The organism is Muricoprocola aceti (assembly GCF_025567005.1).
GTDB lineage: Bacteria > Bacillota > Clostridia > Lachnospirales > Lachnospiraceae > Marvinbryantia > Marvinbryantia aceti.
The window spans coordinates 123,620-140,797 of record NZ_JAOQKE010000005.1; the positions used below are offsets into that span (position 1 = coordinate 123,620).

Genomic DNA, 17,178 nt, shown 5'->3' on the forward strand with positions numbered 1-17,178 from the left:
AAAATAGAAAAAAGGAGATTAGAAACATGTTTGAAAAAATCAGAGAAATGATCGCAGAAAACTTAAATATTGATATCAACACCATCACAGAGGAAGCTTCTTTTAAAGAAGATCTGGGCGTAGATTCCCTGGATCTGTTTGAGCTGGTGATGGCACTGGAAGAAGAGTTTGGAGTGGAGATTCCAACAGAAGACCTGGGGACACTGACAACGGTTGGAGCCGTTGCAAAATACGTAGAGGAGCATCAATAAGACGAGAGGTTTTTTTGATATGAAGACAGAGATTACAGAATTACTTGGAATCGAATACCCGATCATTCAGGGTGGCATGGCCTGGGTAGCGGAACATCATCTGGCGGCAGCTGTATCAGAAGCTGGCGGACTTGGGCTGATCGGTGCAGCCAGTGCGCCGGCGGACTGGGTCAGAGAACAGATTCAGAAGGCGAAAGCACTGACAGATAAACCATTTGGTGTGAACATTATGCTCATGAGTCCTTATGCAGATGATGTGGCAAAAGTCATTGTGGAAGAAGGCGTGAAGGTGGTGACCACCGGTGCCGGAAGCTCGGAAAAATATATGAAGATGTGGAAAGAAGCCGGAGTAAAAGTGATTCCTGTTGTGGCTTCTGTGGCTATGGCAAAGAGAATGCAGCGGGCAGGCGCCGATGCGGTGGTTGCAGAAGGTTGTGAATCTGGTGGACATGTGGGCGAAAGCACTACCATGACGCTGGTGCCACAGGTGGTGGATGCCGTGGAGATTCCGGTAATTGCAGCCGGAGGAATCGGTGATGGCAGAGGCATTGCAGCGGCCTTTATGCTGGGCGCCAGAGGTGTGCAGATGGGAACACATTTTGTTGTAACGACAGAATCGCAGGTGCATGAGAACTATAAAGACATGATCATTCGTGCCAAAGACATTGATACCAGAGTAACCGGAAGAACCACCGGTCATCCGGTACGTGCCCTGCGAAATGATATGACAAAGAAATATCTGGCGCTGGAAAATGCCGGAGCCAGTATGGAAGAACTGGAACTTCTGGCACTTGGCGGACTGCGGAAAGCGGTAGTGGAAGGCGATGTGAAAAATGGCAGTGTGATGTCCGGACAGATTGCCGGGCTGGTGAAAGAGAAGTTATCCTGCCAGGAACTGATTCAGAAGCTGGTGACAGAGACGGATGCACTGTTGAAAGGAACGGGAATGTATGAGTAAGACAGCATTTCTTTTTCCAGGACAGGGTGTTCAGAAATGTGGCATGGGAAAAGACTTTTATGAGAACAGTTCACAGGCAGCAAAGCTGTTTGAGAAAGCCAGTGAAGCACTGGGGCTGGATATGAAAGCTCTCTGTTTTGAAGAAAATGCCAGACTGGATCAGACAGAATATACCCAGGCAGCGCTGGTGACGACTTATCTGGCCATGTGCCGGGAACTGGAGAGCCGTGGTGTAAAGCCGGATATCACTGCAGGTCTGAGTCTGGGAGAATATGCAGCCATTGCAGTGGCAGGTGCCATGAGCAATCTGGATGCCATTCGGCTGGTACGAAAAAGAGGGATGCTGATGCAGAATACTGTACCGGCTGGGGAAGGTGCCATGTGTGCCATTCTGGCATTGGATGAAAAGAAGATCGAAGAAGTTCTGAATGAGATCCCAGACGTTACCATCGCGAACTACAACTGCCCTGGGCAGATCGTGATCACCGGAAAAACAGTTGCAGTAGAGATGGCAGCTGCCCGGTTAAAAGAGGCCGGAGCCAGACGGACACTGATGCTGAATGTCAGTGGGCCTTTTCATTCCCCGATGCTGGAACCGGCAGGAGCTGCATTGAGACAGGAACTGGAGCAGGTAACATTTCAGAAACTGCAGATTCCGTATGTGACAAATGTGAATGCCTGTGAGATTACCGATGCATCGGAGATCCCGGAACTTCTGGTGCGACAGATGTATTCGCCGGTACGCTGGATGCAGAGCATGGAATATATGTTGAAAAATGGTGTGGATACTTTTGTGGAAATCGGACCGGGAAAGACCCTGGAAGGATTTTTAAAGAAAATAAATAGAAATGTGCAGGTACATCATGTATCCTGCTGGGAAGATTTGGAGCAGATATGTCAGAACAGAAAATAGCAGTAGTTACCGGTGCTTCCAGAGGAATCGGAAAAGCGATTGCCCTGCGTCTGGCCGGGGACGGTTACAAAGTCATCATCAATTATAATGGCTCAGAAGCGGCAGCTATAGAAGTAAAGAATCAGATTGAGCAGACAGGCGGCCGGGCGGAAATTTATCAATGCAATGTGGCAGAATTCGACAGCTGTCTGCGGTTTGTGGAAAAAGTAATAGAAGAAAATGGTCACATTGATGTGTTGGTGAATAATGCAGGAATTACCAGAGACGGCCTGTTGATGCGTATGTCAGAAGAAGATTTTGACCGTGTCATCGATACCAATTTAAAGGGAACCTTTCATATGATCCGTTTTGCATCCCGCTACATGCTAAAGCAGAAAAAGGGGCATATCATCAATATGGCATCTGTGGTAGGCGTGGCAGGAAATGCGGGACAGGCGAACTATGCGGCATCTAAGGCGGGTGTTATCGGTCTGACAAAGTCGGCTGCGAAGGAGCTGGCTTCCAGAGGCATCACAGTCAATGCTGTTGCACCGGGATTTATTGACACGGAAATGACAGCAGTACTAAGTGATGCAGTAAAAGAAAACAGCAGAAAACAGATCCCTATGGGGACGTTCGGAAAGCCGGAGGATGTAGCTGCGGCTGTGGCGTTTCTGGCATCCGAGGATGCCCGCTATGTCACCGGACAGGTACTGCATGTAGACGGAGGGATGATCTAAATATGAAAAGAAGAGTCGTAGTAACCGGCCTAGGTGCTGTGACGCCCATCGGGAATACGGTGGATGCATTCTGGCATTCCATCAAATCAGGAACAGTCGGAATTGGAGCAATTACAAAATTTGATACAACCAATTATAAAGTAAAACTGGCAGCAGAAGTGAAGGACTTTGATGCGAAAGAACGCATGGATGCAAGAGCGGCCCGCAGAATGGAGACCTTTTCCCAGTTTGCGGTAGCAGCGTCAAAAGAGGCGTTTGAAGATGCCGGACTTGATATGGAACAGGAAGATCCATTTCGTGTGGGGGTCACCATCGGATCAGGAATCGGATCATTAAGCATCATTGAAAAAGAATATGAAAAGATCCTGACGAAAGGACCTGGACGGGTGAATCCGCTCATGGTGCCACTGATGATCTCCAATATGGCAGCCGGAAATGTATCTATTCAGCTGGGCCTGAAAGGAAAGTGTACCAATGTGGTGACAGCCTGTGCTTCCGGTACCAACTGTATCGGGGATGCACTTCGGGCCATTCAGTATGGAGATGCGGAGGTAATGCTGGCAGGGGGAACAGAGAGCAGTATCACACCAACAGCTATTGCCGGATTTACCAATCTGACAGCACTGACTACATCCTCAGATCCTGCCAGGGCATCTATTCCATTTGACAAAGACCGCAGTGGATTCGTCCTGGGAGAAGGAGCTGGCGTGGTGGTACTGGAAGAACTGGAGCATGCACTGGCCAGAAATGCACATATCTATGCAGAACTGGCAGGTTATGGGGCCACCGGGGATGCTTACCATATTACTTCTCCATGTGAGGACGGAAGCGGTGCGGCCAAAGCCATGGAATATGCCATGAAAGAGGCAGGAGTAAAGCCGGAGGAAGTGGACTATATCAATGCCCATGGAACCAGTACGCACCATAACGATCTGTTTGAGACCAGAGCAGTGAAGCTGGCCTTTGGGGATGCAGCAAAAGATCTGTATATCAATTCCACCAAGTCCATGATTGGTCACCTTCTGGGAGCAGCCGGTGGCGTAGAATTTGTCACCTGTGTGAAATCCATAGAAGACAGTTATATTCATCAGACGGTGGGAACGACAGAAACGGATCCGGAGTGCGATCTGAATTATACCTTAGGGACACCAGTAGAAAAAGAACTGAACTGTGTCATGACGAATTCCCTGGGATTTGGCGGACACAATGCGTCATTAGTTTTGAAGAAATACAGAGGATAACAGACCGGAAAGGAGCCGAACATGGATATTGAACAGATAATCCGACTGGTCAATACTGTCTCTGCATCGAATTTGACCGGATTTTCCTATGAAGAAAGCGGTATGACAGTCAGACTGGAAAAGAAGCAGGGAAAAACTGTGATTCAGCAGAAGGAACAGGTGACAGAGATCAGTGCTTCTGATCATACAGAGCAGAAGCAGCCAGTGACAGAAACGAAGAAAGTAATCACTTCTCCGCTGGTAGGAGTATTTTATGCCGCACCGGCAGAAGATGCAGAGGCTTTCGTGCAGGTGGGAGACACCGTCAGAAAAGGCCAGGTACTGGCTATCGTAGAGGCTATGAAGCTGATGAACGAGATCGAAAGTGATTATGACGGAACTATAACAGAGATATTCGTGGAAAATGGCCAGCCGGTAGAATATGGTCAGCCATTGTTCCGATTAGAATAGTAACAAAAGGACAGAGTATGAAACATTTAGATATTAAGCAGATCCAGCAGATCATTCCTCACCGGCATCCATTTTTGCTGCTGGATTATGTAGAAGATTATGAACCGGGACAGTATGCCATTGCATACAAATGCGTATCTTATCGGGAAGAATTTTTTGCCGGACATTTTCCACAGGAACCGGTGATGCCTGGAGTGCTCACCGTGGAAGCTCTGGCTCAGGCAGGAGCAGTGGCTATTTTAAGTATGGAAGAAAACAAAGGAAAGACGGCATATTTTGGCGGAATTCAAAAGTGCAAGTTCCGTGGAAAAGTCGTGCCGGGAGATAAACTGCGCCTGGAGACCCGGATTATAAAGTCCAAAGGACCGGTAGGCGTGGGAGAAGCAGTGGCTTCCGTAGATGGAAAAGTAGTAGTCAGTGCAGAACTGACCTTTATGGTGGGATAAGAAGAGGAAATATGCGATGAAGAAAATACTCATTGCCAACCGCGGGGAGATTGCGGTTCGCATTATACGTGCATGCCGGGAAATGGGGATTGAAACGGTAGCAGTGTATTCGGAAGCAGACAAAGAAGCACTGCACACAAAACTGGCAGATGAAGCCATCTGTATCGGGCCGGCAGCTTCTTCCGAAAGCTATCTGGATATGGAGCGCATCATCAGTGCAACCATCGTCAGCGGAGCGGATGCCATTCACCCAGGATTTGGATTTCTGTCTGAAAACAGCAGGTTTGCAGAACTTTGTGAACAGTGCAACATCACGTTTATTGGACCGGATTCCGGAACGATTGCCAGACTGGGGAATAAACAGGAAGCCAGAAATACCATGATTGCAGCAGGAGTACCAGTGATTCCTGGAAGCCAGGAAGCCGTGTATACAGCAGAAGAAGGAAAACGTCTGGCAGAGGAGATCGGATACCCGATCATGATTAAGGCAGCCCTTGGGGGTGGCGGAAAAGGCATGAGGGAAGTCTATACACCGGAAGAGTTCGAAGCTGCATTTCAGATGGCACAAAAAGAGACAGAAAATGCTTTTCATGACAACACCATGTATCTGGAACATCTGGTGCTGCATCCGCGGCATATTGAATTTCAGATTCTTGCGGACAGGTATGGTAATGTAGTGCATCTGGGAGAGCGTGACTGTTCGATCCAGAGGAATCACCAGAAGCTGATTGAAGAATCACCTTCTCCGGCTCTGTCAGAAGATTTACGGGCAAAGATGGGAGATGCTGCTGTGAAAGCAGCCATGGCGGCAGGTTATACCAATGCCGGAACGATTGAGTTTCTTCTGGAACCAAATGGCAGTTTTTATTTTATGGAAATGAATACTCGTATTCAGGTAGAACATCCGGTAACGGAATGTGTGACAGGCATTGATCTGATCAAAGCGCAGATCCGTATTGCGGCAGGAGAGCCGCTTCAGTTTACCCAGAAGGATATTCACATTACCGGTCATGCCATTGAATGCCGTATTAATGCGGAAAACCCGGAAAAGAACTTCCGACCGTCACCGGGAACGATTCAGGATATGTATCTTCCAGGTGGAAAAGGGGTACGGATCGATACAGCCATTTACAGCGGCTATACCATCACGCCATATTACGATTCCATGATTGCCAAGCTGATTGTATGGGCACACAATCGGAAAGAAGCCATAGATAAGCTGCGCAGCGCACTTGGCGAAGTGATTATCGAAGGAATTGATACGAATGTAGATTATCAGTATGGAATCGTCACTCATCCGGATTTTGTAAATGGAACTACAGACACAGACTTTATCAGAAGGATATCATTATGAAACTGGATAATATGTTTAAGAAAAACCGCGGCACTTCCATGAAACGAATCGCACACAGACAGGCCGGCCCGGAAGTGCCGGAAGGGCTGATGCGAAAATGCAATCAGTGTGGGAAAGCGATCATAGCAGAAGACGCAGAACAGGGATACTATATCTGTCCCAAATGTGGAGGCTATTTTCATGTGCCTGCATACCGGCGCCTGGACATGATTCTGGATGAAGGCAGCTTTCAGGAATGGAATGAGACTATGCCGGAGCAGAATCCGATGGAGTATCGTGGATACCCGGAGAAACTGGCTGCCATGAAAGCCAGAACCGGGCTGGATGAAGCGGTTGTGACCGGAAAGGGAAGCATTCATGGAACAGAAACGGTCATTGGAGTATGCGATGGCCGTTTTTTGATGGCCAGTATGGGAGAAAATGTTGGAGAAAAAATTGCCTGTGCTGTGGAACGGGCTACGGAAGAGCAGCTTCCGGTGATTCTGTTCTGTTGTTCAGGAGGAGCCAGAATGCAGGAGGGGATTACCTCGCTGATGCAGATGGCAAAGACCTCCGCAGCGTTGAAGCGTCACAGTGATGCGGGACTGCTTTATATCAGTGTGCTGACGGATCCAACCACAGGAGGAGTGACGGCCAGTTTTGCCATGCTGGGGGATATTATTCTGGCAGAGCCAGGCGCACTGATTGGATTTGCAGGACCACGTGTCATTGAACAGACTATCCGACAGAAGCTGCCAAAGGGATTCCAGAGAGCAGAATTTCTGCTGGAGCATGGATTCCTGGATGCAATTGTAGAGCGGTCACGGATGCAAAAAGTACTGGGAAATCTGCTGCAGATGCATGGCAAAGCAGCCTGGGAAGAACAAAGCCAGGAAGCGGCAGAATTGAAATCATCGGAAGATCGAACTGAGAGATCTCATGTATCAGTACAGAAGAAGGAGGCCTGGGACCGGGTGCTGCTTTCCAGAAAGAAAGACCGCCCGGTTGGAAGCGACTATATCCAGGCATTATTTACGAATTTTCAGGAATTTCACGGGGATCGTCTGTATGGGGATGATTCTGCCATCATTGGTGGAATTGCTTCCTTTGGAGACAGAGCTGTAACGGTCATTGCACAGGAAAAAGGCAGAAGTACCAGAGAAAATATACAGCGCAATTTTGCAATGCCGAAGCCGGATGGCTACCGTAAAGCGCTGCGCCTGATGAAACAGGCAGAAAAGTTTCACAGACCGGTGATCTGTTTTGTGGATACACCGGGAGCTTTTTGCGGAATTGAGGCAGAGGAACGTGGACAGGGGGAAGCCATTGCACGGAATATTTATGAGATGTCGGCTCTGAAGGTCCCGATCCTGACCGTAATTATTGGAGAAGGCGGCAGCGGCGGAGCGCTGGCTCTGGCAACCTCTGATGAAGTGTGGATGCTGGAAAACGCCATCTATTCCATTTTGTCACCGGAAGGCTTTGCCAGCATTCTGTGGAAAGACAGTACAAAAGCAAAAGAAGCGGCAAAAGTAATGAAACTCACATCGGATTGTTTAAAAGAACAGGGAATTGTGGATAACGTGATTTCCGAGCCAGAAGGCTTTAGCAGGGAAAATCTGTATCTTGTGACCGGTCCAATGGAAGAGGAGATAAAACGATTCCTGAATCAATATGGAAACATGTTGGAAGAAGAACTGACGGAGCATCGCTATCAGAGATTCCGGAAAATGTAGAGGAGAGGAATATGGACAGACAGTTAAAGATTGGAGAGCGAATTGCGCAAAAATCCATTCTACAGGGTGGCATGGGAATTGGCATCAGCCTGGGAAACTTAGCCGGAGCCGTGGCAAAATGTGGTGGCGTTGGGATGATCTCTGCGGCACAGATCGGGTTTCGCGAACCGGATTTTGATGAAAATACAGAAGAAGCCAATGTGCGTGCCATGCATCAGGAGTATGAAAAAGCCAGACAGACTGCACCGAAAGGTGTGATTGGATTTAACATTATGGTTGCCATGCGTCACTATGAGCGTTATGTCAGAGAAGCAGTACAGGCTGGTGCAGATCTGATTGTGTCCGGTGCGGGACTGCCCATGGATTTGCCGGCTCTTACAGAAAACGCAAAGACAGCACTGGCTCCAATTGTCTCATCGGAACGATCTGCCCGTCTGATTTTAAAGTACTGGGACAGAAAATATCATCGGCTGCCGGATCTGTTGGTGATAGAAGGACCACTGGCTGGCGGTCATCTGGGATTTTCTGCGGAGCAGCTGATAGAATATATGCAGGAAAAAAAGAAAAACTTTGATGAAGAAGTGAAACGGATCCTGGATACGGTAAAGGAATTTGCCGAAAAGGCACAAAAATATATTCCGGTAGCACTGGCTGGCGGAATCGGCAGCAGGGAACAGGCAGATCATGCCTTCCATCTTGGTGTGGATGCCATTCAGGTGGCAACCAGATTCGTTACGACAGAAGAATGCGATGCAGATATTCGATATAAGAGAACCTACCTTCAGGCGCAAGAAAAAGACATCGTCATCACAAAAAGTCCGGTGGGGATGCCTGGTCGGGCTATTTTAAATCCTTTTTTGAAAAAGATACAGAACGGAGAACAGATCCGGCCGGAAAAATGTCATGGATGTCTGAAACACTGCAAGCCGGCAGAGATCCCATACTGCATCACAGATGCCCTGATCCATGCGGCAAAAGGTGAAGTGGATGAGGCACTGCTGTTCTGCGGGGCAGAAGCGTGGGAGGCACAGAAAATACAAACGGTGGAAGAAGTCGTAAGGGAACTGCTGGGGGAAGAATGAGGAGAGTTGTCTGCATTCTTTGACCGTTTTGAGATGGAGTTTGAAATGTTTAGAAAAACAGTTGCCTAAAAACAGAAAAAGAGGATATAATGATTGCAAACAGGAATTTCAGAAAGATATGGTAGTACGCATGGGAGAGAGAATGGATAACGCAGCAGAAAAGATCAATTATATACTGGTGAATCTGATTAATGAGGTGTGGGTGCTGGAGGAAAAGGCGATCATCACCGATGAATTCAAGGATATCACCAACAACGATATGCATGTCATCGAAGCGATCGGTCTGGGGGATGGCAGCAATATGTCCTCAGTAGCCCGCAAGCTGAATATAACTGTTGGATCTCTTACCACTGCGATCAACCATCTGGTGAAGAAGAATTATGTGGAACGCCATCGCAGCGAGGAAGACCGGAGAGTGGTTTTTGTAAAACTGACGGAAAAAGGGGTAGCTGCCTATGAGCATCATGCGGATTATCATCGTCAGATGACCAGTGCTGTAATGGAAAAGCTGACGGATGAAGAAGTCCCGGTACTGGTGAAGACACTGGATGCACTGTCAGATTTCTTTAAAGGATATGGAAAAGGAAGTAAGTAACTATGAAGACAGGTTTGATACTGGAAGGCGGTGCCATGCGTGGCATGTATACAGCAGGTGTGCTGGATGTCATGATGGAGAATAACATCTGGGTGGACGGAGCTGTAGGAGTCTCTGCCGGAGCAGTATTTGGCTGTAATTACAAATCAAAGCAGATCGGCAGAACCATCCGTTATAATAAGAAATATGGCCGGGATCCCCGATATGCAGGATTTCATTCTCTGCTGAAAACAGGAGACTATTTTGGCACAGAGTTTTGCTATCATGAGATCCCGGAAAAGCTGGATCCTTTTGATACAGAGACATTTAAAAAGAATCCGGTGGAGTTCTATGTAGTTGGAACCGATGTGACTACAGGAAAAGCTGTTTATCATAAATGTACCAACGGAAAAGACAAAGATCTGGAATGGTTCCGGGCATCGGCTTCCATGCCTCTTTTGTCCAACATTGTCGAGGTGGATGGTTACCGGCTTCTGGATGGGGGAATTGCAGATTCCATTCCGATTGAATGGTTTCGCAGCATCGGATATGAGCGAAATATCGTGATTTTGACCAGAGATAAGACCTATCGGAAAAAGAAAAATAAGATGATTCCTCTTTTTAAAACGGTACTGCACAAGTATCCGGAAGTGGCCAGAGCCATGAAGCAGCGCCATGTGATATATAATCAGGAACTCCTGCAGGTGGAGGAACAGGAAAAATGCGGAAAGGTCCTGGTCATTCGGCCCAGTGAACCAATCACCATATCCAGAACAGAAAACGATCCGGAAAAACTGGAAGAAGTATATCAGCTGGGACGAAAAGACGGACTGGCCAATCTGGAGAAGATGAGGACGTTTATCAGAACGGTAAGAGTAACAGATCCCAGCTAAGGCAAGAACTGTGTCTGTCCGGTATGGGATCCCCTTGACGTAAGAGAAAATAGGCTTTATAATCGAGGGCGAGAGTGTTTCGTCTAAGTAATATTATGGCAGAACACAGAAGTAGAATACAGAATACCAGGAGGTAATAAAAATGGCAAAAGTGAATAAAGATATGCTGATTGGCGAAATCCTTCAGTTAGATCCAAATATGGCAGGTGTATTAATGGCAAGTGGAATGCATTGTGTAGGATGCCCATCTTCTCAGGCAGAATCTCTGGAAGAGGCATCTATGGTACACGGTCTTCCTGTAGATCTTGTAGTAGCAAGACTGAATGCATATCTGGAAAGCGTTGACAAATAAGAGAATGATAAGAAAAAAGGATTGACGATTTATACGTCAATCCTTTTTGTTCTGTTATCAGATCGCTGCCAGCTTCTGGAGAGCATTCTCCAGTACAATTACCTCACCATGTTCCACCAGATAGTTTTCTGTTCCGGCAGAATACTTTAAGCTGGTGCCATATTCGGAGATCATATTGCAGATACGGTTAAATTCTTCCGGGGAATGGGAAGATTTATTCAGAACCAGATGGTAAGTTCCATCGGATGTATCCTTATAAAGAGAGTTCATACCAGTATAACTGCCCTGGAGAATATGTGCTGCACGGATCACATCATCCAGCTGATGGAAACCATAGATCTTCTTTAACTCTACGTAGAGATCCTCTTCCTTTGTATCCGATCCCTCTGTCTGCGTATCATCAGCTTCGGGTCTGGAGGTCAATGCCTTGTGAGCATCTCGAATTTTCTGAAACAGATTCAGAATATCATCAGCACCTTCTGGTTTCATAGCAGAAAGTGCACCCAGGATATCACTGTTGTCGTCCGATGCATTACTCTGTGAAAATTTGGCAAAGCGGGTATCCAGTTCCTCAGGATCCTCTACTTTGGTAATAATCAGGATAATGGAATCGGCAGATATTGGAATCGCCTCTATCATAAGAGGGATATCGTTAGCTTCAAACCCGCATTCATAAGCGGCCTGCTGCATCATCTCCCGGAAAAGGGATTTCGCTTTTTCTGTACCATAGGCCAGTTCGCTGAGCTTCAGCTTGCGGTCAGCCAGATCTTCTCTGGTCAGTGTACAGCGTATCTGATTTTCATTCAGTCTTTCAATTTTCATGAAATCACTTCCTTGCCTGATATCTGGAAAGGTCACTGATAACAGCAACCTTTCTGTTTACAGTATATCCTACTTTGCGTAAAAATGTAAAGTGGAATACTGGCAGAGCACTATAAAATTATTATAAAAACACTTGCAAAACAGAGATGTGTGCTATATAATCAATAATAAGAGAAGACACATATTATAAACACGGAGGGAAGGAGGAGCTTTTTTAACGTCAGCAGATTCTTCTGCACACTATTTCTTACATGCGATTGTCTTCGCATGAATTCAATTATTGATAACAACATTACAACTGAATAGCGCAATATACGTCTTCTCTTAGTAAAAGAATCTTTTTCCATGCCGTTTCTAAGAGGAAATTTTCAGGGGTTATTATACAGTATTCTGATATTCTGAAATATATCACAGGCAGCATCTCCGGTGGATCGGTTCGAAAAAGAGACAGAAAGAAGTGGGAAACATCGAATACAGAAGACCGTATTATACAAAAGAGATGTTTGAACGACGCAGGGAGAAGGTGAAGGAAAGCAGCCTGTATAAAGAACTGGAAGGTTACCAGAATGCCGGACTTTCTTTATGGCTGAACGGAGAACCCAGCACCAGCTATGGCATTGCAAATTACGTCAGAGAAGAGTCAGACTATATGAGAGATTATCGTCTGGACGGAAATCAGAAGGTATGCGGAATTGGATTCGACCGGATCAGAAAGGATAACGTAAAAGAAAGAAGATAAACAGCGGAATTCCCTGAACAGAAAACTTAAGTTTATATAAAGTTTTTCTGAAAAAGTCGAAAACTGTTAGATGTATGCTGCAAAGTATGCTATACTTTTGTCCAGAAGAGGTATTGAAATATGGAGGAGTATCAGCATGAAGAAAAAGGCGGCACCGGTTCTGGCAATAGTTCTTTTGATTGTGATTGTAGCAGGAATCGGTTTCCTTACCAGAGTGATAAAAAAATATACCCCGTCTTCTGAAGTTATGAGCAGCCAGGAATATTTTGGACTGGATCATGAGGGAGAAGCGGCTATTGTAGCAGGAAGTGAGATACTTCCTTATAAAGGAAAGATCCTCAATGAAGTAGCCTATGTGGATTATCAGGCAGTCAAAGAGGTTTTGAATGATTACTTCTACTGGGATTCGGAGAACAATACGATGCTATATACCATGCCGACGGATGTCGTACAGATACCGGCAGGCAGCAACAGTTATACAGCAGATGGAAAGACACAGAGCCTGAACTACAACATTGTGCTGATTGACGGCACAGAGACCTACATCGCATTGGACTTTGTAAAGCAGTACACAGATATTTCCTATGAGACGTTCCATGATCCTGACCGCATTGTAATCAACAATGAATGGGGAGATATGACGGTGGCCAGTATCCGTAAGGCTGGAAAAGTGCGAAACCTGGGCGGAATCAAGAGCCCAATTCTCAGGGAAGTGGAGAAGAATGAAGTAGTACGCATTCTGGAACCGATGGAAGACTGGACCAAGATCCTGACACAGGATGGATACATCGGCTACATAAAGAATGATCGTCTGGTAAAAGAACGAACCGAGACACGCATCAGTGATTTTGTGGCACCGGAATATACGAATATCCAGAAGGACTACAAGATTAATCTGGTATGGCATCAGACTACCAGCATGGATGCTAATTACAATATTATTTATGATATTGCCAATGTAAAAAAAGTGAATACGATTTCACCAACCTGGTTCAGTATTGCGTCTAATGATGGTACACTGGATTCACTGGCTCTGGCAGATTATGTAGATACGGCACACAGTAATCATATGGAAGTATGGCCACTGGTAGATAATTTCAGTGAGAATATTGATTTTACAGCAGTGATGAACAGTACATCAGCCAGAAATAAGATCGAAAATCAACTGATCGCAGCAGCAATAGAGTATAGTTTTGATGGAATTAATGTGGATTTTGAAAATATCTCAGAAGATGCTGCAGATGGATACATCCAGTTCATGCGGGAACTGTCCGTGATGTGCCGTAAGAACGGAATCGTATTATCAGTAGATGTACCTGTGCCGATGGATTTTACAGCTCATTATAATCGAAAAGCTCTTGGTGAGGTGTGTGATTATTTGATGATTATGGGATATGATGAGCATTATGCCGGTTCCGAGGAAGCAGGAACCGTGGCCAGCCTGTCCTTTGAGGAAGAGGGTATACAGAATACACTTCAGGAAGTGGCAGCGGAGAAGGTGGTCAGTGGTATCCCGTTCTATACCAGATTATGGTGCACCACAACCAATGAGGATGGAACAACAACGGTGACAAGTGAAGCTATGGGTATGAATCAGGCACAGCAGACACTGGAGAATAATCAGGTGGAAGCCTCCTGGGATGAGACAACCGGACAGAACTATGCACAGTTTAATGGCGAGAGTGGAGAATTATATCAGATCTGGCTGGAAGATACAGAGTCGCTGACCAGGAAGCTGGAACTGATCAAGAACTATGACCTGGGCGGTGTTGCGGAATGGAAGCTGGGTCTGGAAGATGATTCTGTATGGGATCTGATTGCCAAATATATAAGTTAGAACTGGAAGTTGCTAAAAATCTTTCCCACTGCATACATTAGTAAAAAATGATGCAGTGGGATTTTTTATGGGAAAAAGACGATTGGAACTGATGATGGCAGTGCTGATACTGGCAGGGGCATTTTATGTAGGAAGGCTGGGAGCGCAGATGCGCCAGATGCGTCATCAGACCACAGCAGCGGTTTCACAGGAAGCAAAAGTTCGAAAAGTAGTGGTGGATGCCGGACACGGTGGATTTGATTCTGGAAAAGTCGGCATCAATGGAGCACTGGAAAAGGATATTAATCTGGAAATAGCCAGGAAAGTGCAGCGAAAGTTGGAACAGGCAGGGATTTCAACTCTTATGACCAGAGAGACGGATCAGGGACTATATGATGATGGAGAAGAGAATAAAAAGCAACAGGATATGAAGCGGCGATGCAGTCTGATAAATGAATCAGAAGCAGATCTGGCAGTCAGCATTCATCAGAATAGTTATACACAGGAATCAATCTGTGGACCACAGGTATTTTATTATGAAACCTCTGTAAAAGGACGAAATCTGGCGGAGATTCTGCAGGAAACGCTCAATCAGAATCTGGAGATTGCCAGACCCAGGGCGGGCAAAGCCAATGACACTTATTATCTGTTAAGAAAAACGGAGATTCCCACTGTGATCGTGGAATGTGGTTTCTTAAGTAATACAGAAGAAGCAGAAAAGCTGATGAAGGAAGTGTATCAGGAAAAAATAGCACAGGCAATTTGTGAAGGGGTACAAAAGTTTTTACATACTGCCTGAAGAAAAACCTCTATTGCGTTACCTTTCTGTAAATGGTATACTTAAAAGTAATTGATAGAAAAAGGAAGCGAATATTCATGCAGACGATCATAGCAGATATGACGAATCAGATAGATGAAAAAGAGATGGCGCAGGCAGGAAAGATTCTGAAAGAAGGTGGCCTGGTGGCATTTCCGACAGAGACTGTATATGGCCTTGGAGCGAATGCCCTGGATGAACAGGCTGCATTTAAGATTTATGCAGCAAAGGGAAGACCTTCTGACAATCCCCTGATTGTACATATAGCCAGAATGGAGGATTTGTATAAGATTGTACAGACGGTACCGGAGGAAGCTGTGAAGCTGGCAGATAAGTTCTGGCCGGGTCCCCTGACCATGATTTTTCAGAAGAAAGAGATTGTGCCATATGGAACTACCGGCGGGCTGGATACAGTAGCTGTGCGCATGCCGAATCATCCGGTAGCACTGAAGATGATAGAAGCCGGAGGCGGTTACATCGCAGCACCAAGCGCCAATACATCCGGCAGACCAAGTCCGACTACGGCACAGCATGTAGCAGATGACATGGATGGAAAGATAGAGATGATTCTGGATGGCGGAAGCGTTGGCATCGGAGTAGAATCCACCATTGTAGATTTAAGTACCGGAGTACCGACGATCCTGAGACCGGGATACATTAACAAGGCTATGCTGGAGGAAGTGGTCGGTCAGGTGGAGATTGACCCGACACTGTTGTCTGCAGACTGCAAGCAGCGCCCAAAGGCACCAGGCATGCGTTATAAGCACTATGCACCAAAGGCAGATATGGTGATTGTAGAAGGAGAAGAAGAAAACGTTATTTCTTATATTAACGATCGTATCTGCGAAGAATTAAAGAAGGGAAACTGCCCGGGCGTGATCGCATCGGATGAGACCAGACACCGCTACTGTGGCGGTGCGGTAAAGTCCATGGGAAGCCGCAGTGATGAACTGAGCATATCCAGACATCTTTACGCGGTCTTGCGAGAGTTTGATGAACAGCAGGTGAGCTGTATTTTCTCAGAGGCTTTTGAGACACCAAATCTGGGACAGGCGATTATGAACCGTATGGTGAAGGCTGCCGGTCATCAGATTATTCGGGTATAGTATAAAGGAAAGATAGATGAAGAAGTATGATAAAGTATTGTTTGTAAGTCACAGTGATACCTGCAGAGGACCGATGGCAGAGGCCATCCTGCAGCATAAGTTATTGCTGGAAGATATTCTGGTAGATTCGAAAGGAATGATTGTGCTGTTTCCGGAGCCGGTGAATCCAAAAGCAAGAGATGTTCTGGTGCAGCACAATCTAGAACTGGAGGAACATGAAGCTGTACAGTTTTCCGCAGATGACTTTGATGAGCGTACGCTGATTCTGACCATGGAGAAGACACAGAAAGAAAAGATACAGGAAGAATATGGAGAACAGGTGCGTAACCTGTATACCATATCAGAATACAGCAAGATGGAGGATGAGGAAGACATCTATGATCCTCATGGAAAAGCACTGGAAGAATATGGGCATTGCTTTGATGTACTGGAAATTATAATTTCAAAATTAACAAATGTATTATTACAGGAGGACGAAGAACATGATAGCAGTAGCATGTGATCACGGCGGTTACGTATTAAAGAAAGAGATTTTAAAGCATCTGGAAGAAAGAGGACTGGAATATAAAGACTTTGGATGTGACAGTGAGGAAGCAGTTGATTATCCGATCTATGCAAGAAAAGTGACAACAGCGATTAAGTCTGGTGAATGTGACAGAGGAATACTGATCTGTGGAACCGGCATTGGTATTTCGATTGCGGCCAACAAAGTAAAAGGGATTCGCGCTGCACTGTGTACAGACTGTTTTACAGCAGAAGCAACCAGACAGCATAATGATGCCAATATTCTCGCACTGGGTGGAAGAGTGGTAGGCCCTGGACTGGCTCTGAAGATCGTAGATACATTTCTGGATACTCCATTCTCCAATGCAGAACGTCATAAGAGAAGAATTGACCTGATTGAACAGGAATAAAATCAACAGGGTGAAC

At 46.0% G+C, this 17,178-nt stretch carries 20 protein-coding genes; 19 read left to right on the forward strand and 1 reads right to left on the reverse strand.

The genetic code is table 11. The features are described 5' to 3' along the window. Positions 1-26: 26 nt before the first annotated feature. The 13 genes from acpP (at position 27) to OCV47_RS06885 (ending at position 10,948) form a co-directional block, all read left to right on the forward strand. Entirely contained in the window at positions 27-251 is a 225-nt protein-coding gene (gene acpP / locus OCV47_RS06825) for an acyl carrier protein (RefSeq protein WP_262654461.1), read from the forward strand. A 19-nt stretch (positions 252-270) separates the two neighbouring features. After that, entirely contained in the window at positions 271-1,209 is a 939-nt protein-coding gene (gene fabK / locus OCV47_RS06830; protein WP_262654462.1) for an enoyl-[acyl-carrier-protein] reductase FabK, read from the forward strand. Continuing rightward, positions 1,202-2,122: an ACP S-malonyltransferase gene (gene fabD, locus OCV47_RS06835; protein ID WP_262654463.1), complete on the forward strand. Its 921-nt coding sequence runs from the start codon at positions 1,202-1,204 to the stop codon at positions 2,120-2,122. Before fabK ends, fabD begins: the two co-directional genes overlap by 8 nt. Next, a complete protein-coding gene (gene fabG / locus OCV47_RS06840) occupies positions 2,104-2,841 on the forward strand; it encodes a 3-oxoacyl-[acyl-carrier-protein] reductase (protein WP_117449226.1) in 738 nt (245 codons plus the stop codon). Before fabD ends, fabG begins: the two co-directional genes overlap by 19 nt. A gap of 2 nt (positions 2,842-2,843) precedes the next feature. Further along, on the forward strand, positions 2,844-4,082 hold the full coding sequence (gene fabF, locus OCV47_RS06845; protein ID WP_262654464.1) for a beta-ketoacyl-ACP synthase II: 1,239 nt from the start codon (positions 2,844-2,846) through the stop codon (positions 4,080-4,082). Positions 4,083-4,103: 21 nt separating this feature from the next. Next, a complete protein-coding gene (gene accB, locus OCV47_RS06850; RefSeq protein ID WP_262654465.1) occupies positions 4,104-4,532 on the forward strand; it encodes an acetyl-CoA carboxylase biotin carboxyl carrier protein in 429 nt (142 codons plus the stop codon). A 17-nt stretch (positions 4,533-4,549) separates the two neighbouring features. Then, complete coding sequence (fabZ, locus tag OCV47_RS06855; RefSeq protein ID WP_117449223.1) at positions 4,550-4,978, forward strand: 3-hydroxyacyl-ACP dehydratase FabZ; 429 nt, start codon at positions 4,550-4,552, stop codon at positions 4,976-4,978. Positions 4,979-4,994: 16 nt separating this feature from the next. After that, positions 4,995-6,332 carry an acetyl-CoA carboxylase biotin carboxylase subunit gene (locus OCV47_RS06860; RefSeq protein ID WP_117449222.1) on the forward strand — a complete coding sequence of 446 codons (1,338 nt, stop codon included), beginning with the start codon at positions 4,995-4,997 and terminating at the stop codon, positions 6,330-6,332. Then, a complete protein-coding gene (locus OCV47_RS06865; RefSeq protein ID WP_262654466.1) occupies positions 6,329-8,047 on the forward strand; it encodes an acetyl-CoA carboxylase carboxyltransferase subunit alpha in 1,719 nt (572 codons plus the stop codon). Before OCV47_RS06860 ends, OCV47_RS06865 begins: the two co-directional genes overlap by 4 nt. An 11-nt stretch (positions 8,048-8,058) precedes the next feature. Continuing rightward, a complete protein-coding gene (locus tag OCV47_RS06870; RefSeq protein WP_262654467.1) occupies positions 8,059-9,129 on the forward strand; it encodes an NAD(P)H-dependent flavin oxidoreductase in 1,071 nt (356 codons plus the stop codon). A 142-nt stretch (positions 9,130-9,271) separates the two neighbouring features. Further along, a complete protein-coding gene (locus OCV47_RS06875; RefSeq protein WP_117449249.1) occupies positions 9,272-9,724 on the forward strand; it encodes a MarR family winged helix-turn-helix transcriptional regulator in 453 nt (150 codons plus the stop codon). Positions 9,725-9,726: 2 nt separating this feature from the next. Next, positions 9,727-10,596: a patatin-like phospholipase family protein gene (locus OCV47_RS06880; protein WP_262654468.1), complete on the forward strand. Its 870-nt coding sequence runs from the start codon at positions 9,727-9,729 to the stop codon at positions 10,594-10,596. 142 nt (positions 10,597-10,738) lie between these two features. After that, positions 10,739-10,948, forward strand: coding sequence for a DUF1858 domain-containing protein (locus tag OCV47_RS06885; RefSeq protein WP_117449218.1), 210 nt, complete (start codon positions 10,739-10,741; stop codon positions 10,946-10,948). Between the two features lie 57 nt (positions 10,949-11,005). Here OCV47_RS06885 and OCV47_RS06890 read toward each other — a convergent pair whose 3' ends face one another. Beyond that, the gene (locus tag OCV47_RS06890; RefSeq protein ID WP_262654469.1) at positions 11,006-11,770 is read right to left on the reverse strand and encodes an adaptor protein MecA; all 765 of its coding nucleotides are present in this window, start codon (positions 11,768-11,770) and stop codon (positions 11,006-11,008) included. A 457-nt stretch (positions 11,771-12,227) separates the two neighbouring features. Between OCV47_RS06890 and OCV47_RS06895 the strand changes: the two genes are divergently transcribed. The 6 genes from OCV47_RS06895 (at position 12,228) to rpiB (ending at position 17,162) form a co-directional block, all read left to right on the forward strand. Further along, the gene (locus tag OCV47_RS06895) at positions 12,228-12,509 is read left to right on the forward strand and encodes a hypothetical protein (RefSeq protein WP_262654470.1); all 282 of its coding nucleotides are present in this window, start codon (positions 12,228-12,230) and stop codon (positions 12,507-12,509) included. A 136-nt stretch (positions 12,510-12,645) separates the two neighbouring features. Further along, positions 12,646-14,346, forward strand: a complete 1,701-nt coding sequence (locus OCV47_RS06900) for a glycosyl hydrolase family 18 protein (protein WP_262654471.1) — start codon at positions 12,646-12,648, stop codon at positions 14,344-14,346. 67 nt (positions 14,347-14,413) lie between these two features. Continuing rightward, a complete protein-coding gene (locus OCV47_RS06905; RefSeq protein WP_262654472.1) occupies positions 14,414-15,124 on the forward strand; it encodes an N-acetylmuramoyl-L-alanine amidase in 711 nt (236 codons plus the stop codon). Positions 15,125-15,201: 77 nt separating this feature from the next. Next, complete coding sequence (locus tag OCV47_RS06910; protein ID WP_262654473.1) at positions 15,202-16,248, forward strand: L-threonylcarbamoyladenylate synthase; 1,047 nt, start codon at positions 15,202-15,204, stop codon at positions 16,246-16,248. A gap of 16 nt (positions 16,249-16,264) precedes the next feature. Then, positions 16,265-16,750 (forward strand): arsenate reductase/protein-tyrosine-phosphatase family protein, encoded by a 486-nt coding sequence (locus tag OCV47_RS06915; RefSeq protein ID WP_117449212.1) that lies wholly within the window; start codon positions 16,265-16,267, stop codon positions 16,748-16,750. After that, entirely contained in the window at positions 16,731-17,162 is a 432-nt protein-coding gene (rpiB, locus tag OCV47_RS06920) for a ribose 5-phosphate isomerase B (RefSeq protein WP_117449211.1), read from the forward strand. The genes OCV47_RS06915 and rpiB overlap by 20 nt, the downstream gene beginning before the upstream one ends. The last annotated feature ends 16 nt before the right edge of the window (positions 17,163-17,178 follow it).